The sequence below is a fragment of the Pseudomonas sp. B7 genome (genome assembly GCF_016735645.1).
GTDB lineage: Bacteria > Pseudomonadota > Gammaproteobacteria > Pseudomonadales > Pseudomonadaceae > Aquipseudomonas > Aquipseudomonas glycinae.
Genome location: NZ_JAERRE010000015.1, coordinates 17,852 through 38,027 on the forward strand (window position 1 = coordinate 17,852; position 20,176 = coordinate 38,027).

The following is a 20,176-nucleotide window of genomic DNA, read 5'->3' on the forward strand; positions in this document are numbered from 1 at the left end:
TCAGTGCCTCGACACCTGCAAACGGTTCCACAGGTTGATCATGCCGATTTCCGCCGTCAAGGCAGCGATCTGCGCGTCGTTGAAATGTTCGCGCAGGGCGCCGCGCAACGGTGCGTAGTCGGCGTGCGGATCGAGCACCGTCAGGGCTTCGGTCCAGGCCAGCGCCGCTTGTTCGGCGGCAGTGAAATCGTTGACGTGGCGCCAGACGATCAAGCGATCCAGACGCTCGTTGCTTTCATCGGCTTCGCGCGCCTCGCGGGTGTGCATTTTTACGCAGAAACCGCACTGGTTGATCTGCGAGGCACGCAGGTGAATCAGGTGCCGCAGCGACGGCGGCAAGTCGTGGTCGTTGAGGCTGACATGCACCTGGGTCAGGCTTTCGAACACTTGCGGCATGGCCTGTTGCAGGTTGACGGCTTGGGTATTGGACGACATCGCGTTGCTCCGTGTTTGAGGGATTCAACGGGATGACGATTCAGCTTTCGGGTTTGTGACGTGGGGTCTGTAAAGAAAGCTTCAGCAGTTCCTTGCGCAGCATTGATGGCTCTATAACGGCCATTCCAGCGTGCCATTCAAGTGATAACAAATGGCTCAGCTTCTGCTGGGAGACCAAGGGTTTGGCCAGCAGACAGCTTTTTTGGTCGCGGATGCTGATGAGGTTCAGCAGCCAGTCATCGCCCTGCCCGGCCATCCAGTCGTTGATCGTCGAGCGATGCCTTTCGAGCAAGGCATCGGCGTCCCAGACCGTCATTTGAGCGAAGACCTGCGGCAGGAGGCTGTCGGGTTTCATCCTTTTCAAGTCTGCTGCCAGTGCTGCGCAGATGTCAGATTCGATAGCGGTCTGACATTCGAGGAAGTATTGCCCGGGCCAGTCCGCTGTGAGTTTCCCGTGGGGTGCGAGCTCGGCATAGGCGTCGATGTCCGCTGTCGTGGTCATCTGCCCGGTGAAATTCAGCGTGTTGTCCAGAATCGCCGTGGCCAGCAGCGCGGCGCTTTGTTCGCTGATCCTCGACAGCCATCCTGCGGCTTTCCAGCGCTGGAAAACCTGCGTCGCCGCCGCGCCGATCGGGCGGATGTCGGCGGCAGATCCGAGTGTCTGTGCCCAATGCTGTTCGAAGCCCGGATGATGGTCGATGACTTCCACCACCCGATCGAGCGCGACCATTGGGTCGAAATAGTGGTAATCGGATACGTCGACCAGCACAAACTCATCGCTGGATGTCGGGCGGTAGTCGTGCAAAACAGCGCCCCAGCCGAGCACGGTTGTCGAAACGCTGGCATTGGGTTTTGCGCTGCTGACGGCGCGGGCCGAAATGCCCTGCAGGTTGAGCAGTTCGGCGTAGGCGATGCAGCAGGCGTAGGCGTCGATGTCCAGATACGCCGAGCCTGAGGTGATGACTTTGATGGGCGACATTACGCGTCCCTGACTTCCTTTTCAGGGGCGGCAACGTCGCACATTTTCATGAACGATTAATGAACGTCAGGCAGCGCGTTGTCCCCCGGCCACCGCCGCCGAAGCCGCCAGCATCGCCCGCAACAACACCGCACAGCCGGCCGCCAGATCGTCCGGCGCGGCGTTTTCGATTTCGTTGTGGCTGATGCCGCCTTCGCACGGCACGAAGATCATCCCGGCCGGGCCGAGTTCGGCGAGGAAAATCGCGTCGTGGCCGGCGCCGCTGACGATGTCCATGTGCGACAGACCCAGACCTTGGGCGGCGCCGCGCACGGCTTCGACACAGCCTTTTTCAAAGTACAGCGGCGGGAAGTCGGCAGTCGGGGTCAGTTCATAGGTCAGGCCGTGCTCCTCGCAGGTGGCTTCGATAACTTGCCTGACCTCGGCGATCATCGAGTCGAGACGCGCCGGCTCCAGATGCCGGAAGTCGAGAGTCATGCGCACTTCGCCGGGGATGACGTTGCGCGAACCCGGATAGGCTTGCAGGCAACCGACCGTGCCGCAAGCGTGGGGTTGATGGCCGAGCGCCGCGCGATTGACCGCGCCGACGATCACCGCAGCGCCGACCAGTGCGTCCTTGCGCAGGTGCATCGGGGTCGGGCCGGCGTGGGCTTCGACACCGCGCAGTTTCAGGTCGAACCACTTCTGCCCCAGAGCGCCGAGCACTACGCCGATGGTTTTCTGTTCGTCCTCAAGGATCGGTCCTTGTTCGATGTGCGCTTCGAAATAGGCGCCGACCCTGTGCCCGCTGACCTTGCGCGGCCCGGCGTAGCCGATGGCGTTCAGCGCTTCGCCGACCGTCACGCCGTCGGCATCGACCTTGGCCAGGGTTTCTTCGAGGGTGAATTTTTCGGCGAACACGCCGGAGCCCATCATGCATGGGGCGAAGCGCGAGCCTTCTTCGTTGGTCCAGACCACCACTTCCAGCGGTGCCTCGGTTTCCACGCCGAGGTCGTTGAGAGTGCGCAGCACTTCGACCCCGGCCAGCACGCCGAAGCAACCGTCGAACTTGCCGCCGGTGGGCTGGGTGTCGATGTGGCTGCCGGTCATCACCGGTGGCAGGTTCGGGTTACGCCCGGGGCGACGGGCGAAGATGTTGCCGACTTCATCGACCGTGACGCTGCAACCGGCGTCCTTGCACCACTGCACGAACAGGTCACGGGCCTGGCGGTCGAGGTCGGTCAGGGCCAGGCGACAGACTCCGCCCTTGACCGTCGCGCCGAGTTTGGCCAGTTCCATGAGCGACGCCCACAAACGGTCGCGGTTGATGTGCTGATGGGTCGATTGCAGAACGTCTACGGCTGCGTTCATGGGGATCTCCTCAGGCAGTTCTTATGGGAATTACAACGGCGATTTGACGGCCACCGGCTGCGCACGCATCGCGCACAACCCGTAATAGATCAACCCGCCCAGCGCCGAGCCGGTGAACCAGCCGTAGCTGTAGAACCAGCTGAATGCGCTGCTGCCCAGCGACAGCAGGGTCAGCACCACCGGCACGCCGAAGGCGATGAACCCGGACCAGTTCCACGCCGGGTACACGTCGTCGCGGTACAGGCCGGCCAGGTCCAGTTGCTGTTTCTTGATCAGGAAATAGTCCACCACCATGATCCCGGCGATCGGCCCGAGCAGGCTGGAATAGCCCAGCAGCCAGTTCGAATACACGGTTTCCAGGCTGACATCGGAAACGATCAGCCCAAGCTTCTTCAGCAGTTCATGACCCATCAGCGCCAGCCCGACGAACCCCGTGAGAATCACCGCTTTGGTGCGGTTGATCACCTTGGGCGCGATGTTCTGGAAGTCGTTGGTTGGCGAGACGATGTTGGCGGCGGTGTTGGTCGACAGCGTCGCGATGATGATCAGCGCCATGGCCACCGCGACCCACACCGGGCTCTGGATATGGCCGATCAGCGTCACCGGATCGGAGACGCTGACGCCCACCAGTTTCACCGAAGCGGCGGTCATCACCACGCCCAGCGCGGCGAACAGGAACATGGTCAGCGGCAGGCCGAAAATCTGCCCGAGGATCTGATCCTTCTGGCTGCGGGCATAACGGCTGAAGTCAGGAATGTTCAGCGACAACGTGGCCCAGAAACCGACCATCGCCGTCAGCCCGGCGGCGAAGTAACTGACCACGCTCGCACCTTCGGGACGCTTCGGCGGAATCGCCAGCAATTCAGTCATCGACACATTCGGCATGGCCCACACCAACAGCCCGATGCCGACCGCCACCAGCAGCGGTGCCGACAGGGTTTCCAGCCATTTGATCGACTCGGCGCCGCGGATCACCACCCACAGGTTCAGCGCCCAGAAGATCATGAAACCGATCACCTCCCCCGTCCCGCCAAGGGATTTCCAGCCCTCGAACACCGAACCGAGAAACAGGTGAATCGCCAGTCCGCCGAACATGGTCTGGATGCCGAACCAGCCGCACGCCACCAGCGCGCGGATCAGGCACGGCACATTGGAGCCGAGAATGCCGAACGACGAGCGCAGCAACACTGGAAACGGAATCCCGTACTTGGTGCCGGGAAACGCGTTGAGCGTGAGAGGAATCAGGACGATGACGTTGGCAAACAGAATCGCCAGCAAGGCTTCGCCGACGCTCAGGCCGAAATACGCGGTGAGCACGCCGCCGAGGGTGTAGGTCGGCACGCAGATCGACATGCCGACCCACAGCGCGGTGATGTGCCACTTATTCCAGGTTCGTTCGCGCACCTTGGTCGGTGCCATGTCGTGGTTGTAACGGGGACTGTCGAGGACGTCGCTGCCGGCTTCGAGTTCGAACAAGCCGTCGCGCTCGGTCACTTGCGATCTGTTCTGTTGCATGGCCGCTCCACTGTTCTTCTGATTATTTTTTTGCTCATCAGGCGGCTGCACACGCAGGTGCGAGCCGGACGATGGCCGGAGGAACTGACAACTTTCATGCACCGGCCATGGTGTCAGCGGCGGCATCAATAAACGTGCCGGGGGAACCGCCTGGCGCCAGGGCCGTGCTTTGATCTTGTTGTAACTGACTGATGTTTATCAGTTTTAATTATTCACCTGTTCAGGCCGCGAAAACTTGACTGAACACTCAGGCCAAATGCCAGGCAAGTTGTCCGAACTGTCAGGACTCAATCTGGTGCACTGCATTATTTTTCTTCAGGACGCCTCACTCTCCGCTCAACTTCAAGCGGCTGATTTCACATAGGAAATCTTGCTCATATTTCCATCCTGTCAAGTGCGTCAAAATGGTGAAGCGCCTCACCATTTTGGTGATTTTGTATTTTTATCGTTATTTTTCAACGACTTAAAATAGTCATAAGCTTATAAAAAATAATCTTGATCAATTGCTTAACTGCGACTAGCGTCTATTCCTGACAGCGCTGACAAGATTACGCATTTGGCGCTGCAGACAATAAAACACTAGAACCGACACAAGTCGGTCATGCCTGCGAGGAACTCGGAATGTCTCTGTTGATCCGTGGCGCCACCATTGTTACCCATGATGAAAGTTACCGCGCCGATGTCTATTGCGCTGACGGCGTGATCAAAGCCATTGGTGAAAACCTGGATATTCCCGCCGGCGCCGAAGTGCTCGACGGCAGCGGACAATACCTGATGCCCGGCGGCATCGATCCGCACACCCACATGCAACTCCCGTTCATGGGCACCGTGGCCAGCGAAGACTTCTACAGCGGCACCGCCGCAGGCCTGGCCGGAGGCACCACTTCGATCATCGATTTCGTGATTCCCAATCCGCAGCAGTCACTGCTCGAAGCGTTTCACCAGTGGCGTGGCTGGGCGGAAAAATCCGCGTCCGACTACGGCTTCCACGTCGCGATCACTTGGTGGAGCGAGCAGGTGCGTGAGGAAATGGCCGAACTGGTCAGCCATCACGGGATCAACAGCTTCAAGCATTTCATGGCCTACAAAAACGCGATCATGGCCGCCGACGACACGCTGGTGGCGAGTTTCGAGCGCTGCCTGGAACTCGGCGCCGTGCCGACCGTACACGCGGAAAACGGCGAGCTGGTTTATCACCTGCAACGCAAGTTGATGGCCCAGGGCATCACCGGGCCGGAAGCGCATCCGCTGTCACGACCCTCGCAGGTCGAAGGCGAAGCCGCGAGCCGGGCAATCCGTATCGCTGAAACCATCGGCACGCCGCTGTACCTGGTGCATGTTTCGACCAAAGAGGCCCTCGACGAAATCACCTACGCCCGCAGCAAGGGCCAACCGGTCTACGGCGAAGTGCTGGCCGGGCATCTGCTGCTGGACGACAGTGTCTACCAGCACCCGGACTGGCAGACCGCCGCCGGTTACGTAATGAGCCCGCCGTTCCGTCCGCGCGGGCACCAAGACGCGCTGTGGCATGGTTTGCAGAGCGGCAATCTGCACACCACCGCCACCGACCATTGCTGCTTCTGCGCCGAGCAGAAAGCCGCCGGCCGCGACGATTTCAGCAAGATCCCCAACGGCACCGCCGGCATCGAAGACCGCATGGCGGTGTTGTGGGATGAAGGGGTGAATTCGGGGCGATTGTCGATGCAGGACTTCGTCGCCCTCACCTCCACCAACACTGCAAAGATCTTCAACCTCTACCCGCGCAAGGGCGCGATCCGCGTCGGCGCCGATGCCGACCTGGTGCTGTGGGACCCGCAAGGCACCCGCACCATCTCCGCCAAGACCCACCATCAGCAGGTGGACTTCAACATCTTCGAAGGCAAGACCGTGACCGGTGTGCCGAGCCATACCGTCAGCCAGGGCCGGGTGGTCTGGGCCGACGGCGACCTGCGCGCCGAGCGTGGGGCGGGCCGGTATATCGAACGGCCGGCGTATCCGGCGGTGTTTGATTTGCTGAGCAAGCGGGCTGAGCAACATAAGCCTACTGCTGTGAAACGCTGAAAGCGGCCTTCGGCCTCATCGCGGGCAAGCCCGCTCCCACAGGTTTTTATGCGCGCCATAGATCTCTGTGGGAGCTGGCTTGCCAGCGATGAGGCCAGTTCAGACACCACAAAAAAACCACTGCCCGACAGAGGCAGAAAACCTCAATTAACCGTGAGGCAAAAAACCGTGATCGAGACCCTGAACCATCTCCCGCACCCGCACGAAAGTGCGGCCGCCCTCGCCGGCCATTTCACTGATCTGGCGCCACCGCTCAACGACCGTCAGGCGCATCTGGAAGCCTCGCGCTGCCTGTATTGCTACGACGCGCCGTGCGTGAATGCATGCCCGAGCGAGATCGACATTCCGTCGTTCATCCGCAATATCCATCAGGACAACGTGCCCGGCGCGGCGCAGAAAATCCTCTCGGCGAACATCCTCGGCGGCAGTTGCGCCCGCGTCTGTCCGACCGAAATCCTCTGCCAGCAAGCCTGCGTGCGCAACAACGCCCACGAGTGCGCGCCGGTACTGATCGGCCTGCTGCAGCGTTATGCCGTGGACAACGCGCACTTTACCGAGCACCCGTTCCAGCGCGCCGCCGCCACCGGCAAACGCATCGCGGTGGTCGGTGCCGGCCCGGCGGGGTTGTCCTGCGCGCACCGCAGCGCCATGCACGGTCACGACGTGGTGATTTTCGAAGCGCGGGAGAAGGCTGGCGGGCTCAACGAATACGGAATCGCCAAGTACAAACTGGTCGACGACTACGCGCAGAAGGAACTGGATTTCCTCCTGCAGATCGGCGGCATCGAAATCCGTCACGGCCAGAAACTCGGTGAGAATCTGACCCTCAGCGAACTGCATCAACAGTTCGACGCGGTGTTCCTCGGCCTCGGCCTGAACGCGAGCAAGCAACTCGGCCTGCCCCACGAAGACGCCCCCGGCCTGCTCGCCGCCACCGACTACATCCGCGAACTGCGCCAGGCCGATGACCTGTCGCAACTGCCGTTGGCCGAACATTGCATCGTCCTCGGTGCCGGCAATACCGCCATCGACATGGCCGTGCAAATGGCCCGCCTCGGCGCCCGCGACGTCAATCTGGTCTATCGCCGTGGCGCGGCAGACATGGGCGCCACCGGCCATGAGCAGGACATCGCCAAGGCCAATCAGGTGCGGCTGCTGACCTGGGCGCAACCGGACGAAGTGCTGCTCGACGCGCAAGGCAAGGTTCGTGGCATGCGTTTCGCCCGTACGCATCTGGTGGACGGTCGCCTGCAAACCACGGGCGAGACTTTCGAGCTGGCCGCCGATGCGATCTTCAAAGCCATCGGCCAGGCCTTCGACGGCAGCGCCCTCGCCGACCCGCTGGCCCGCGAACTCAAGCGTCAGGGCGAACGCATCCAGGTCGATGAAAACCTGCGCACCAGCATCCCCGGCGTGTACGCAGGCGGCGACTGCACCAGCCTCGATCAGGACCTGACCGTGCAAGCGGTGCAACACGGCAAGCGCGCCGCCGAGGCGATCAACGCTCAACTGATGCTCAACGTGGAGGCTGCGTAAATGGCCGATCTCTCGATAGTCTTCGCCGGTATCAAAGCCCCCAACCCGTTCTGGCTGGCCTCCGCGCCGCCGACCGACAAGGCCTACAACGTGGTGCGCGCCTTCGAGGCCGGCTGGGGCGGCGTGGTCTGGAAAACCCTGGGTGAAGACCCGGCGGCGGTCAACGTGTCGTCGCGTTATTCGGCGCATTACGGCGCCAACCGCGAAGTGCTGGGCATCAACAACATCGAACTGATCACCGACCGCTCGCTGGAAATCAACCTGCGGGAAATCACCCAGGTGAAAAAGGACTGGCCGGATCGCGCGCTGATCGTGTCGCTGATGGTGCCCTGCGTCGAAGAGTCGTGGAAACACATCCTGCCGTTGGTGGAAGCCACCGGCGCCGACGGCATCGAGCTGAATTTCGGCTGCCCCCACGGTATGCCGGAACGCGGCATGGGCGCGGCGGTCGGTCAGGTGCCGGAGTATGTCGAGCAGGTCACGCGCTGGTGCAAGACCTATTGCTCGCTGCCGGTGATCGTCAAACTCACACCGAACATCACCGACATCCGCGTCGCCGCCCGAGCCGCACACCGGGGCGGCGCCGATGCGGTGTCGCTGATCAACACCATCAACTCGATCACCAGCGTCGACCTCGAACACATGGTCGCCCTGCCCACCGTCGGCAGCAAAAGCACCCACGGCGGTTATTGCGGCTCGGCGGTCAAGCCGATCGCGCTGAACATGGTCGCGGAAATCGCCCGTGACCCGCAGACCCAGGGCCTGCCGATCTGCGGCATTGGCGGCATTGGCAGCTGGCGTGACGCGGCGGAGTTCATCGCACTGGGCAGCGGCGCGGTGCAAGTGTGCACGGCGGCGATGCTGCACGGCTTCCGGATTGTCGATGAGATGAAGGATGGCCTGTCGCGGTGGATGGACAGTCAGGGTTACGCCAGCATTGCCGAGTTTTCCGGGCGCGCGGTGGGCAACACCACGGACTGGAAGTATTTGGACATCAACTATCAGGTCATCGCGAAGATCGATCAGGAAGCGTGTATCGGATGCGGGCGTTGCCACATTGCCTGCGAAGACACTTCACACCAGGCGATCAGCAGTCTGAAACAGGCCGATGGCACGCATAAATATGAAGTGATCGATGATGAGTGTGTGGGGTGCAATCTGTGCCAGATCACCTGTCCGGTGGCGGACTGCATCGAGATGGTGCCGATGGAAACGGGCAAGCCGTTTCTGGACTGGAATCATGATCCGCGCAATCCCTATCACGTCAGCCCTTGAATGATCGTTCCCACGTCGAGGCGTCGAACCGTCCGCGTGGGAATGCAGCCCGGGACGCTCTGCGTCCCACTGGAACGCGGAGCGTCCCTTGAGGCATTCCCACGCAGAGCGTGGGAACGATCAGTTACGGTTCTAATCCGATCCCTCGCAAAATCACACTCGTCACCGTCTGCACCGCCCGCTCGAACTGCATGTCCGACAACGGCTGGTGCTCATTCAGAATATTCACCTGATGATCAAAGTCCGCATAGTGCTGCGTCGAGGCCCAGATCATGTACAGCAGGCTCGACGGCTCCACCGGCAGAATCCGCTTGTCCTCGACCCACTGGCGGATCTTCGCCTCTTTCATCTTCGCCCAGTCATACAGGCTCACATCCAGCGCCTCGCCGAGGGTCGGGGCGCCGTGGATGATTTCGTTGGCCCAGACTTTCGACCCGTAAGGCCGGCTGCGCGAGTGGTTCATCTTGGCGCGGATGTAGCTGCTGAGCACCACGCGCGGATCGTCGAACATCTCGAAGCACAGCGCGTCCTGCTTCCACACTTCCAGCAGGTCGAACAGCACCGCGCTGTACAGCTCGCTCTTGGTCGAGAAGTAGTAATGCAGGTTGGAACGCGGCAGCTGCACTTCAGCGGCGATGTCCGCCATGGCGGTGCCGCCGAAACCTTTTTCGGCGAAGACTTTTTCCGCCGCCAGCAGGATTTTGTCGACGTTGGTGCGGCGGATTTCGATCTTGTGATTGCCCATGAGGGCTCCCTGAAGACAACGTTGTTGAAGACTAGCATCCGCTCTGGGCACGGGGCGACAGCCGAGAACGATTCTTCACACACTTGGGCTTTTTTCTGGTTTAGGATCGCCCTCCTTCTCCCCGTCAGACACTGAAGGATCTGTCCATGGCCATTCGAAAGCGCGTCGCTGCGGATGATCCGCAGCTCGCCGCACTGTGGGAGCGCTCGGTCCGCGCCACCCACGATTTCCTCCCGGAAGACGACATTCACCGGCTGTTCCCGCTGGTCCGTGACGCCTACCTGCCTGCACTGGATGTCTGGGTCTTCGAGAACCCCGACCACTCCCCGGCAGGCTTCATCGCCACCGATGACGACACCGTGCAGATGCTGTTCATCGACCCGGCTCAGCGTGGCCAGGGGATCGGCCGCCGCTTGCTCGACCATGTCCGCCGCCCGCTGCTGAAGGTCGACGTCAATGAACAGAACCCGCAGGCCCACGGTTTCTACCGGCACTACGGCTTCGAAGACATCGGCCGCTCGGCACTCGACGGCGAAGGCCGGCCGTTTCCGGTCATTCACATGCGCCTGAAAGCCCTGTGATCCACGTCCTATACTCAGCCCGCCATTTCACTGAAAGGAATCGTTCCATGTCGATGAAAAAACTGTTCACCGCTGGCGCGCTGCTAGCCTCGCTGATCGTCACTTCCCAGGCCTTCGCCCACGCCCATCTGAAAAGCCAGACCCCGGCCGCCGACAGCACCGTCGCCGCACCGGCGGATCTGCGCCTGGTGTTTTCCGAAGGCGTCGAAGCCAGCTTCACCAAAGTCACCGTGACCCACGACGGCAAGCCGGTGGCGGTCAAACCGCTGACCACTGAAGGCGACAAAAAAACCCTGATCATCACCCCCGAAGCACCGCTGACCGCTGGCGAGTACAAGGTCGAATGGCACGCGGTGTCGGTCGACACGCACAAGAGCGAAGGCGCCTATCAGTTCAAGGTTGGCCAGTAATTCATGAGCGAAGCGCTGGTGCTGTGCCGGTTCCTGCATTTCATCGTGGTATTGATGCTGTTCGGGGCCTGGCTGTTCCGGCCGCTGCTGCTCAAGGGTGAAGCGCCGGCGCTGGATCGGCGGCTGGCGCAACTGTCCCGCTGGCTGGTGGCAATTGCCCTGGCCAGCGGCGTCTGTTGGGCGTTGTTGATTACCGCCAGCATGGCCGGTTCGGCGGCGGCCGCGTTTGATCCGGCCACCGTCGAGCTAGTGCTGGGGCACACGTTTTTCGGTCAGGTCTGGCGCTGGCATCTGTTGATCAACGCCTTGTTGCTGGCCTTGCTGTTTACGCCTTGGCATTCAAACCGGCCATTGCGACTGGGCCTGAGCGCGCTGTTGCTGATGACGCTGGCACCGGTCGGACACGGCGCGATGCTCGACGGCTTCAGCGGGCAGATGCTGATCCTCAATCAGGTCATTCACCTGACGTGCGTCGGCGCCTGGCTCGGCGGTCTGCCGATGCTGGTGATGATCCTGCGCCAACCTGACAAAAACATTCGCGAAATCCTGCGGCGATTCAGTGGGCTCGGTTACGGGCTGGTCGCCGGCCTGCTGATCACCGGGTTGATCAACGTGCGCGTGCTCACCGGCCAGTGGTGGCCGACACCGCTGTTCTCGGGATTCGCCCTGATCCTGCTGATCAAGGCGCTGCTGGTGTTCGGCATGCTTGCACTGGCACTGTTCAATCGCCTGCGGATCAACGATTGCGAACAGCGGATCGACACCCTCAAGCGCAGCGTCATGCTCGAATGGCTGCTGGGGATCGGCGCCGTGGCGGCGGTGTCCGTGCTCGGCACCCTGCCGCCAATGATCGCTGCCTGAGGTCAGTGTTTCTGGGTGTCGCCCGCCGCCGTATCAATGCTGACCACCACCGACATCCCCGGCCGTAAACGCTCGCTCTCCTGCTGATCAGGATCGATGGTAATGCGCACCGGCACACGCTGGGCGATCTTCACGAAGTTGCCGGTGGCGTTGTCGGCCTGCAACAACGCGAACTCGGAACCGGTGCCCGGAGAGATGTGCTGAACGTGGCCGGTGAATTTACGGTGGTTCAAGGCATCGACGGTGAAGCTCGCCGGCTGCCCCACGCGCACGTTGTCCATCTGGGTCTCCTTGAGGTTGGCGATTACCCATTTCTGGTTCGGCACCAGCGCCATCAACTGCGCCCCAGAGTTGACGTAGGCGCCGAGGCGCACGCCGATCTGCCCGAGCTGTCCGTCACGCGGGGCGATGATCCGGGTGTTGGACAAGTCGATCCGCGCCAACTGCACCGCCGCCTCGGCACTGGCCACCGCCGCCTCCAGCGAACCGCGATTGACGATCACCGTTTGCAGATCCTGCCGGGCGATTTCCAGATTGGCCTTGGCCTGCGCCACCGCTGCAATGCTTTGCGCGTTGGCGGCCAGCGCTACGTCCATCTCGCGTTTGGACACGGAGCCGTCATTGACCAGCGCTTTGTTGCGTCGCAAGTCAGCCTCGCTTTTGCGCAACTGCGCTTCGCTGTCGGCCACCACCGCCTGCCGCAGTTTTATCGTGGCTTCGGCGCTGTTGCGCTGCTGCACCACGTTGGCCAGCGAAGCCTTCTGCACCGCCAGTTGTGCCAGCGACTGGTCGAGGCGTTGCTGATAGATGCGGTCATCGAGACGTACCAGCAAATCGCCCTCCTTCACAAACTGAAAGTCCTGTACCGGCACCTCAAACACATAGCCACTGAGCTGCGGGCCGATGATCGTCACCTGCCCGCGCACCAGGGCGTTTTCAGTGGTCTCCACCGCGCTGCTGAACGGCGGCAACTGCCAGGCATAGAGCACGATCAGCACACCGACGATGGCGACCCCGGCAAAGCCCAGCGACGAGATGATCCGCACCCGCAACGACCGCGGCTCGGTATTCGGTGATGACGGCGGCGCCACGCCTTCAGGGGTGGCGGCGATGGCATTGGTGGTTGTGGTGGTCGGTTCGGTCATGAAGAGGTGGCACCGCTGGAAGGTACGGAAGATGTCGGGGCGACGGCTCGGGTGGTGCTGATCAGCCACAGCGCACGGATGGAAATCCAGATCATGGTCAGGATCGCGATCACCGCGATCAGCATGAACACATCGTTATAGGCCAGCACGTTGGCTTCGCGGGTGGCGGCGTTGGCCAGGCTGCGAATGCCTTGCAGATTGCGCAGGCTCGGGTCGGCAATCAGCGAGCCAACCGCCGACCCGCCGCTCTGCACCCGGGCGGCGACACGCGGGTCGGACATCACCAGTTGCTCGACAATGTGGCTGGAATGAAACTTCTCGCGCACGATCTGGAACGTCCCCAGCAACGCCGCGCCGATCAGGCCGCCGAGGTTGTTGCAGATCCCGAACAACACCGAAAAACTCACGAGGTTGCGCGGATTGGTCAGCACGTTGCGCGTGCCCAGCACCATGGTCGGGCCGAGGAAGAAGGTACTGCCGAACGCCAGCAGGAACTGGCTGAAATACAGGTTGCCGGGGCGGGTCAGATTGCTCGATGAGCTGTCCATGATCGAGCCGGTGGCCATCAACGCCAGCGAAACGATCAGCGGCATCAGCAGGTGTTTCGGGTCGATGGTCAGCGCACTGGTCAGCAGCCCGGCGACGCTGCCGATCAGCATCACCACATAGAGGCTATGAAGTTGCTGGCTGCTCATGTTCAGGTTTTGCATGAAGCCCACGGCGCCGGTGGATTGCTCCGAGGTCACCATGCGAATCAGGATCACCGCCAGCGCCAGGCGGATCATCACCCCGCTGCCGAGCCAGCGGGTCATCAGCATCGGGTTACTGCGGTTATGTTCGATGGCCAGCCCCGCGAGTATCAGGGCAATCGATGCGGCCAGGGCGATACCGATCCAGTCGGCCTCCAGCCACCAGTCGATCCTGCCCAGGGACAACACCGCGCACAGCAAAGCCACGCCGCTGGCAAGGATCGCAAAGGTCAGGAAATCAAGGGGTTCGAAGGTCTTGAAGCGGTCACCCGGCGGCAGTTTGAGCATCAAGACGCAGCCCAGCGACAGCAACGCCATGCCCAATTCAAACAGGTACAGGCCGCGCCATTCGGCGATCTGCAGCAGGTCTTCGGAAAACAATCGCGCCAGTGGCAAGGCCAGCTGTGAGGTGCCGAGGCCCAGCACCAGCGCCTTCATCCGCCATTTGGCCGGGAACGCCTGCACCATGTAATACAGGCCCAGCGAACTGAGCGCCGCGCCGACCATGCCGTGGGCTGCACGCACCGCGATCGCCGAATTCAGGTCATTGACGAACAGATGGCCGAAGGTCACCAGCGCATACAGCACCAGAAACACTTCGGTGAACGCCCGCAGGCCGAACTGCTGGCGAAATTTCACCAGCAGCAGGTTCATCGACACGTTGGTCATCACATACGCCGCCGGCAGCCAGGCCATCTCCGCCGTGGTCGCCCCGAGCGCGCCTTGCAGGTAAGGCAGGTTGGCGACCACCAGCGCATTGCCCAGACCACCGGTCACCGCGACAAGCACGCCCACCAGCGCATAAGCCAGGCGCTTGGGGTTTGAATGCAGCGGCGTCGAGGGGGAACCGGGCAGACTGGGCTTCTCGTGCGGCTGCCAGTTGCGCGGGGCGTATTGATCCATTGAAAGGCCTTGTCTGTTAGTCGCTCAAGTGTGCCGCAAATCCTGGCCAAACACCTATCCAGTGTGGGAGCGAGCTTGCTCGCTCCCACAAAGGAATTTTGGGTGGATTCGTAAATTCTGTTTAAAAGACATCTCGCCCGCAGCGGATTTTTCCCAAGCGTAGCGGATGCCAACCTTGCAGCACTTCTCAACCTGCAAGGTGCCCGATATGACCACTCCCCGCTGGCAACGCTCCCCGCGTCTGCTGAAAAACCTGCTGGCCGCCACGCTGTTGCTGCCCGCCCTCGCCTTCGCCCAGGAACGCCCGTGGCCGGATGGCTCGCAACTGGTGATTTCGGTGTCGATGCAGTTCGAAACCGGCGGTCAGCCCGAGGGCGCCGAAAGTCCGTTCTCCGGCACACCGCTGCCAAAAGGTTATCCGGACCTGCCGGCGCAGACCTGGTTCGATTACGGCTACAAGGAAGGCCTGTGGCGCATGCTCGATCTGTGGGATCGCACCGGCATCAAAGTCACCTCCCATGTGGTCGGCGAGGCGGCGCTCAAGCACCCGGAACTCGCCAAAGCCATCGCCGAACGCGGCCATGAACTGGCGGCCCACGGCATGCGCTGGGCCGATTCGTACAACATGAACTACGCCCAGGAAAAACAGTTCATCGGTGATGGCGTCGCCGCGGTGGAAAAAATCACAGGCCAGCGCTCGGTCGGCTACAACGCCAACTGGCTGCGCCGCAGCCCCAATACGCTGAAGGTGCTGCAGGATCTGAATTTCATCTACCACATTGACGACGTCAGCCGTGACGAGCCGTTCGTGACCATGGTTCGCGGGCGAAAATTTGCCGTGGTGCCATACACCCTGCGCAACAACGACATCGTGCTGGTTGAGGGTCGGCACTTCTCCGCCGAGCAGTTCTACCAGCAACTGGTGCTGGAATTCGATCGCCTCTACGCCGAAGGCGCGAGCAAGCGGCGGATGATGTCGGTGAGTCTGCACGATCGCATCGGCGGTACTCCGGCGATGGTCGAAGCCATGGAGCGCTTCATCCGGTACGCCCAGTCGCATCCGAAGGTGAGTTTCATGCGCAAGGATCAGATCGCCCAGATCGTGCTGACCGAAAAAAATCCCCTGATCGATAACACTGAAGCGCTCTACAACCAGTAAACGTGCCGAAAGCAGCCCTCTTCACAGCGCTTTGAGGGCTGCCCGCTCACCCAAAGTCATCGTACGACGCCCTGTTGACATTTCCGGAAAACCTCGCAAATATCCGCAACCATGTTGTACGACGACGTATAACAAATAATAAAAACAACAAATGAAACAGGGAGCGTCACAGTGAGCACACTCGTCTGCAATTCCGTCCGCACGTCCCGTTTTTCTATCCCCCGCCCGCGTTCCACCCTAAGCCTGATCGGTTGCAGCAGTCTGGCCCTCTTCTTGCCGATGAGCGCCGATGCCGAGGGCTTCATCGAAGACAGTAAAGCCACGCTGAACCTGCGCAACGCCTACTTCAATCGCAACTTCGTCAACCCCAACTACCCACAGGGCAAGGCTGAAGAGTGGACACAGAACTTCATCCTCGACGCCAAATCCGGTTTCACTCAGGGCACGGTCGGCTTTGGCCTGGACGTGCTGGGCATGTATTCGCAGAAGCTCGATGGCGGCAAAGGCACCGGCGGTACGCAACTGCTACCGATCCACGATGACGGGCGCCCGGCGGACAATTTCGGGCGCCTGGGTGTAGCGCTCAAGGCCAAGGTGTCGAAGACCGAATTGAAGGTGGGTGAATGGATGCCGGTGCTGCCCATCCTGCGCTCGGATGATGGTCGATCACTGCCCCAGACCTTTCGCGGCGGCCAGATCACGTCTACCGAAATCAATGGCCTGACCCTTTACGGTGGCCAGTTCCGCGGCAACAGCCCACGCAACGATGCCAGCATGGAGGACATGTCGATGAACGGCCGCGGCGCCTTCACCTCCGACCGCTTTAACTTTGGCGGCGGCGAATACACCTTCAACGATAAGCGCACGCTCGTCGGTGTGTGGTACGCCGAACTCAGCGACATCTACCAGCAGCAGTATTTCAACCTCAACCACAGCCAACCACTGGGCGACTGGACACTCGGCGCCAACCTCGGTTTCTTCACCGGCAAGGAGGACGGCAGCGCCCAGGCCGGCGACCTCGACAACAAAACCGCGTTCGCCATGCTTTCGGCCAGATACGGCGGCAACACGTTCTACATCGGCTTGCAAAAGCTCAGCGGCGACGATGCCTGGATGCGCGTCAACGGCACCAGCGGCGGCACCCTGGCCAACGACAGCTACAACGCCAGTTACGACAACGCGAAGGAGCGCTCCTGGCAGATTCGCCACGACTACAACTTCGTCGTCCTCGGCGTCCCCGGCTTGACGTTGATGAACCGCTACATCAGCGGCGACAACGTGCACACCGGCACCATCACCGATGGCAAGGAATGGGGTCGCGAATCGGAACTGGCCTACACCGTGCAGAGCGGCCCGCTGAAGAACCTCAACGTCAAATGGCGCAACGCGACGATTCGCCGGGACTTCAGCACCAATGAATTCGACGAGAACCGGATCTTCATCAGTTACCCGATTTCGTTGTTGTAAGCCCGTGCATGGCGTGAGCGGAAGGTAAATCCGCCTTCCGTCATTTACACCGAAAGTCGCGTTGACAAGTTCCGGAAACCCTACCGATACTTCAACGCAGTCATACGACAACCTACAACAAACCTAATAACAACGTGTAAGGGATTGCCATGACGTCCACCTCCACCGCCCCAACTCCGTTCAATCGCCTGCTGCTGACCGGCGCCGCCGGTGGCCTGGGCAAAGTCTTGCGCGAACGTCTGCGCCCCTACGCCAATGTGTTGCGCTTGTCGGACATCGCCGCCCTCGCCCCGGCCATCGATGACCGGGAAGAAGTCGTGCTCTGCGACCTCGCCGACAAAGCTGCCGTGCATCAGCTGGTCGAAGGCGTGGATGCGATCCTGCACTTCGGTGGCGTCTCGGTGGAGCGCCCCTTCGAAGAAATCCTCGGCGCCAATATCTGCGGCGTATTCCATATCTATGAAGCGGCACGCCGCCACGGCGTCAAACGGGTGATCTTCGCCAGTTCCAACCATGTCATCGGTTTCTACAAACAGGATGAGCATCTCGACGCCAGCTCCGCTCGCCGCCCCGATGGCTACTACGGTCTGTCCAAGTCCTACGGCGAAGACATGGCCAGTTTCTACTTCGATCGCTATGGCATCGAAACCGTCAGCATCCGCATCGGCTCGTCGTTTCCCGAACCGCAGAACCGCCGAATGATGCACACCTGGCTGAGCTTCGACGACCTCACCCAATTGCTCGAACGTTCGCTGTACACCCCCAACGTCGGCCACACCGTGGTTTATGGCATGTCCGCCAACAAGGACGTGTGGTGGGACAACCGCTTCGCCAGCCACCTCGGCTTCGAGGCCAAAGACACCTCCGAAGTGTTTCGAGACAAGGTCGAAGCGCAGCCGGTGCCCGCCAGCGATGACCCGGCGCGGATCTATCAGGGCGGGGCCTTCGTTGCGGCCGGCCCGTTCGGCGATTGACCGGCGCGATTCACGTCTCCAATAAAACCAAGGGAATGAGTATGCAAGCCGAATTGATCGTCGACGCCCGCAACGCGGTGGGTGAAAGCCCGGTGTGGGTGCCGCAGGAAAATGCGCTCTACTGGGTCGATATCCCCAACGGTGGCCTGCAACGCTGGGATGCCGACACTGGCCATGTTCACGCCTGGAAGGCTCCCGAGATGCTCGCCTGCCTCGCCCGACACAGCCGGGGCGGCTGGGTGGCCGGTATGGAGAGCGGGTTCTTTCAACTGCGCCCCCACAGCGATGGCAGCCTTGACAGCGACCTGCTCGCGACCGTGGAACACAGCCGCCGGGACATGCGCCTGAACGACGGCCGCTGCGACCGTCAGGGCCGGTTCTGGGCCGGCAGCATGGTGCTGAACATGGGCCTGAATCTGCCCGAAGGCCGGCTCTATCGCTACGCCGCCGGGCAAACAGGCGCGATCGAGGCACAGCTTGATGGCTTCATCGTGCCCAACGGTCTGGGCTTCAGTCCGGACGGCAAAACCATGTACCTGTCGGACTCGCACCCGAACGTGCAACTGATCTGGGCCTTCGATTACGACATTGCCAGCGGCACCCCCTCCAACCGACGGGTGTTCGTGGACATGAATCATTTTTTCGGCCGTCCCGACGGCGCTGCCGTGGATGCCGATGGCTGCTACTGGATCTGCGCCAACGATGTCGGCCTGATCCACCGGTTCACCCCGGAAGGCCGCCTTGACCGCTCGCTGCCGGTACCAGTGAAAAAACCCACCATGTGCGCCTTCGGTGGCAGCCGGATGGACACCTTGTTCGTGACTTCCATCCGCCCCGCCGACGACCAGGACCCGCATTCGCTGGCTGGCGGCGTGTTCGCCCTCAACCCCGGCGTCAAAGGCCTGCCGGAGCCATTGTTCGACGACCTGCTGTAACCCCCCTGCTGCATCGCTGTGCCTTGAACACAAAAATAACAAGACTGGAGAACCCCTCATGGACTTCAAACGCACGTTGCTCGCCGCCGCTCTCCCCCTCGCGCTCACCTTCGGCAGCGCCGCCCAGGCGCTGGAAATCAAATTCGCCGACATCCACCCCGCCGGGTATCCGACCGTGGTCGCTGAAGAACAGTTGGGCAAGACCCTGGTTGCCGAAAGTGACGGCAAGCTGACCTTCAAAATGTTTCCCGGCGGCGTGCTCGGCTCGGAAAAGGAAGTGGTCGAACAGGCTCAGGTGGGCGCCATTCAAATGGCCCGCGTCAGCCTCGGTATCGTCGGTCCGGTGGTGCCGGACGTAAACGTGTTCAACATGCCGTTCGTGTTCCGTGACCAGGCGCACATGCGCAAGATCATCGACGGTGAAATCGGTGACGAGATCCTCGACAAGATCACTCAATCCGAATTCAACCTCGTCGCTCTGGCGTGGATGGACGGCGGCACGCGCAACATCTACACCAAGAAACCGGTGCGCAGCCTTGAAGACCTCAAGGGCATGAAAATCCGTGTGCAGGGCAACCCGATGTTCATCGAAACCATCAACGCCATGGGCGGCAACGGGATCGCCATGGACACCGGCGAAATCTTCAGTGCGCTGCAGACCGGCGTCATCGACGGCGCGGAAAACAACCCACCGACCCTGCTTGAACACAACCACTACCAGAACGCCAAGTTCTACAGCCTGACCGGGCACTTGATTCTGCCCGAACCGATCGTGATGTCGAAAATCACCTGGGACAAACTCACCCCCGATCAGCAGACGCTGGTGAAAAAAGCCGCCAAGGCTGCACAGGCTCAGGAGCGCACGCTGTGGGACGCCAAGTCCGTCAGCAGCGAGGAAAAACTCAAGGCGGCCGGCGTCGAGTTCATCACCGTCGACAAGAAGCCCTTCTATGAGGCCACCGCCTCGATCCGTGAAAAATACGGCGCGCCCTACGCCGACCTGATCAAGCGCATCGAAGCCGTTCAGTAAACCTCCCAGCCCTCTGCAAAAGGCCCGGCAGCGCTGACGTCGCCTGATGTCCGCGCGTGCCCGGTT

At 61.4% G+C, this 20,176-nt stretch carries 18 protein-coding genes; 11 read left to right on the forward strand and 7 right to left on the reverse strand.

Annotated features, from left to right (window positions below):
• The 4 genes from JKA62_RS26595 to JKA62_RS26610 all read right to left on the reverse strand — a co-directional run bounded on the left by JKA62_RS26595 (position 1) and on the right by JKA62_RS26610 (position 4,279).
• Positions 1–435, reverse strand: coding sequence for a carboxymuconolactone decarboxylase family protein (locus JKA62_RS26595; protein ID WP_011334806.1), 435 nt, complete (start codon positions 433–435; stop codon positions 1–3).
• A gap of 40 nt (positions 436–475) precedes the next feature.
• Positions 476–1,405: a DHH family phosphoesterase gene (locus JKA62_RS26600; RefSeq protein ID WP_181457881.1), complete on the reverse strand. Its 930-nt coding sequence runs from the start codon at positions 1,403–1,405 to the stop codon at positions 476–478.
• Positions 1,406–1,480: 75 nt separating this feature from the next.
• Positions 1,481–2,764 carry a Zn-dependent hydrolase gene (locus tag JKA62_RS26605; protein WP_201820245.1) on the reverse strand — a complete coding sequence of 428 codons (1,284 nt, stop codon included), beginning with the start codon at positions 2,762–2,764 and terminating at the stop codon, positions 1,481–1,483.
• Positions 2,765–2,794: 30 nt separating this feature from the next.
• The gene (locus JKA62_RS26610) at positions 2,795–4,279 is read right to left on the reverse strand and encodes an NCS1 family nucleobase:cation symporter-1 (RefSeq protein ID WP_201820248.1); all 1,485 of its coding nucleotides are present in this window, start codon (positions 4,277–4,279) and stop codon (positions 2,795–2,797) included.
• Between the two features lie 621 nt (positions 4,280–4,900).
• Between JKA62_RS26610 and hydA the strand changes: the two genes are divergently transcribed.
• From hydA to preA, 3 genes are all read left to right on the forward strand, one after another.
• On the forward strand, positions 4,901–6,340 hold the full coding sequence (hydA, locus tag JKA62_RS26615) for a dihydropyrimidinase (RefSeq protein WP_011334810.1): 1,440 nt from the start codon (positions 4,901–4,903) through the stop codon (positions 6,338–6,340).
• 168 nt (positions 6,341–6,508) lie between these two features.
• Positions 6,509–7,876, forward strand: coding sequence for an NAD(P)-dependent oxidoreductase (locus JKA62_RS26620; protein ID WP_201820251.1), 1,368 nt, complete (start codon positions 6,509–6,511; stop codon positions 7,874–7,876).
• Positions 7,877–9,151: an NAD-dependent dihydropyrimidine dehydrogenase subunit PreA gene (gene preA, locus JKA62_RS26625; RefSeq protein WP_201820254.1), complete on the forward strand. Its 1,275-nt coding sequence runs from the start codon at positions 7,877–7,879 to the stop codon at positions 9,149–9,151.
• Between the two features lie 124 nt (positions 9,152–9,275).
• On the opposite strand, the gene JKA62_RS26630 is transcribed toward preA, so the two are convergent.
• Positions 9,276–9,896, reverse strand: coding sequence for a TetR/AcrR family transcriptional regulator (locus tag JKA62_RS26630; RefSeq protein ID WP_007952885.1), 621 nt, complete (start codon positions 9,894–9,896; stop codon positions 9,276–9,278).
• A gap of 146 nt (positions 9,897–10,042) precedes the next feature.
• Between JKA62_RS26630 and JKA62_RS26635 the strand changes: the two genes are divergently transcribed.
• Genes JKA62_RS26635 through copD form a run of 3 tightly spaced genes read left to right on the forward strand, consistent with a single transcriptional unit; the run spans position 10,043 to position 11,748 of the window.
• Positions 10,043–10,477 carry a GNAT family N-acetyltransferase gene (locus tag JKA62_RS26635; RefSeq protein WP_011334813.1) on the forward strand — a complete coding sequence of 145 codons (435 nt, stop codon included), beginning with the start codon at positions 10,043–10,045 and terminating at the stop codon, positions 10,475–10,477.
• 47 nt (positions 10,478–10,524) lie between these two features.
• On the forward strand, positions 10,525–10,887 hold the full coding sequence (gene copC / locus JKA62_RS26640; RefSeq protein ID WP_011334814.1) for a copper homeostasis periplasmic binding protein CopC: 363 nt from the start codon (positions 10,525–10,527) through the stop codon (positions 10,885–10,887).
• 3 nt (positions 10,888–10,890) lie between these two features.
• Entirely contained in the window at positions 10,891–11,748 is an 858-nt protein-coding gene (copD, locus tag JKA62_RS26645; RefSeq protein WP_201820257.1) for a copper homeostasis membrane protein CopD, read from the forward strand.
• A 2-nt stretch (positions 11,749–11,750) separates the two neighbouring features.
• Here the strand turns inward: copD and JKA62_RS26650 are convergent, their stop codons facing one another.
• Positions 11,751–12,893: an HlyD family secretion protein gene (locus JKA62_RS26650; protein ID WP_011334816.1), complete on the reverse strand. Its 1,143-nt coding sequence runs from the start codon at positions 12,891–12,893 to the stop codon at positions 11,751–11,753.
• Positions 12,890–14,545: an MFS transporter gene (locus JKA62_RS26655; protein ID WP_201820261.1), complete on the reverse strand. Its 1,656-nt coding sequence runs from the start codon at positions 14,543–14,545 to the stop codon at positions 12,890–12,892. Before JKA62_RS26655 ends, JKA62_RS26650 begins: the two co-directional genes overlap by 4 nt.
• A 208-nt stretch (positions 14,546–14,753) precedes the next feature.
• Between JKA62_RS26655 and JKA62_RS26660 the strand changes: the two genes are divergently transcribed.
• From JKA62_RS26660 to JKA62_RS26680, 5 genes are all read left to right on the forward strand, one after another.
• A complete protein-coding gene (locus tag JKA62_RS26660; RefSeq protein WP_201820264.1) occupies positions 14,754–15,704 on the forward strand; it encodes a polysaccharide deacetylase family protein in 951 nt (316 codons plus the stop codon).
• Between the two features lie 171 nt (positions 15,705–15,875).
• Positions 15,876–17,171, forward strand: coding sequence for an OprD family porin (locus JKA62_RS26665; protein ID WP_201820267.1), 1,296 nt, complete (start codon positions 15,876–15,878; stop codon positions 17,169–17,171).
• A gap of 149 nt (positions 17,172–17,320) precedes the next feature.
• Positions 17,321–18,145, forward strand: coding sequence for an NAD-dependent epimerase/dehydratase family protein (locus JKA62_RS26670; protein WP_011334820.1), 825 nt, complete (start codon positions 17,321–17,323; stop codon positions 18,143–18,145).
• Between the two features lie 41 nt (positions 18,146–18,186).
• Positions 18,187–19,080, forward strand: a complete 894-nt coding sequence (locus JKA62_RS26675) for an SMP-30/gluconolactonase/LRE family protein (RefSeq protein ID WP_201820270.1) — start codon at positions 18,187–18,189, stop codon at positions 19,078–19,080.
• Positions 19,081–19,138: 58 nt separating this feature from the next.
• Positions 19,139–20,110 (forward strand): TRAP transporter substrate-binding protein, encoded by a 972-nt coding sequence (locus tag JKA62_RS26680; RefSeq protein WP_011334822.1) that lies wholly within the window; start codon positions 19,139–19,141, stop codon positions 20,108–20,110.
• Positions 20,111–20,176: the final 66 nt, after the last annotated feature.

What these genes read in the sequence shown, in the direction of transcription:
- JKA62_RS26675 (WP_201820270.1), top strand. Translation starts at nt 18,187, where the DNA reads ATGCAAGCCGAATTGATCGTCGACGCCCGCAACGCGGTGGGTGAAAGC.
- JKA62_RS26630 (WP_007952885.1), bottom strand. Translation starts at nt 9,896, where the DNA reads ATGGGCAATCACAAGATCGAAATCCGCCGCACCAACGTCGACAAAATC.
- JKA62_RS26635 (WP_011334813.1), top strand. Translation starts at nt 10,043, where the DNA reads ATGGCCATTCGAAAGCGCGTCGCTGCGGATGATCCGCAGCTCGCCGCA.
- preA (WP_201820254.1), top strand. Translation starts at nt 7,877, where the DNA reads ATGGCCGATCTCTCGATAGTCTTCGCCGGTATCAAAGCCCCCAACCCG.
- JKA62_RS26595 (WP_011334806.1), bottom strand. Translation starts at nt 435, where the DNA reads ATGTCGTCCAATACCCAAGCCGTCAACCTGCAACAGGCCATGCCGCAA.
- JKA62_RS26605 (WP_201820245.1), bottom strand. Translation starts at nt 2,764, where the DNA reads ATGAACGCAGCCGTAGACGTTCTGCAATCGACCCATCAGCACATCAAC.
- JKA62_RS26655 (WP_201820261.1), bottom strand. Translation starts at nt 14,545, where the DNA reads ATGGATCAATACGCCCCGCGCAACTGGCAGCCGCACGAGAAGCCCAGT.
- JKA62_RS26670 (WP_011334820.1), top strand. Translation starts at nt 17,321, where the DNA reads ATGACGTCCACCTCCACCGCCCCAACTCCGTTCAATCGCCTGCTGCTG.
- copC (WP_011334814.1), top strand. Translation starts at nt 10,525, where the DNA reads ATGTCGATGAAAAAACTGTTCACCGCTGGCGCGCTGCTAGCCTCGCTG.
- copD (WP_201820257.1), top strand. Translation starts at nt 10,891, where the DNA reads ATGAGCGAAGCGCTGGTGCTGTGCCGGTTCCTGCATTTCATCGTGGTA.
- JKA62_RS26680 (WP_011334822.1), top strand. Translation starts at nt 19,139, where the DNA reads ATGGACTTCAAACGCACGTTGCTCGCCGCCGCTCTCCCCCTCGCGCTC.
- JKA62_RS26660 (WP_201820264.1), top strand. Translation starts at nt 14,754, where the DNA reads ATGACCACTCCCCGCTGGCAACGCTCCCCGCGTCTGCTGAAAAACCTG.
- JKA62_RS26650 (WP_011334816.1), bottom strand. Translation starts at nt 12,893, where the DNA reads ATGACCGAACCGACCACCACAACCACCAATGCCATCGCCGCCACCCCT.
- JKA62_RS26610 (WP_201820248.1), bottom strand. Translation starts at nt 4,279, where the DNA reads ATGCAACAGAACAGATCGCAAGTGACCGAGCGCGACGGCTTGTTCGAA.
- hydA (WP_011334810.1), top strand. Translation starts at nt 4,901, where the DNA reads ATGTCTCTGTTGATCCGTGGCGCCACCATTGTTACCCATGATGAAAGT.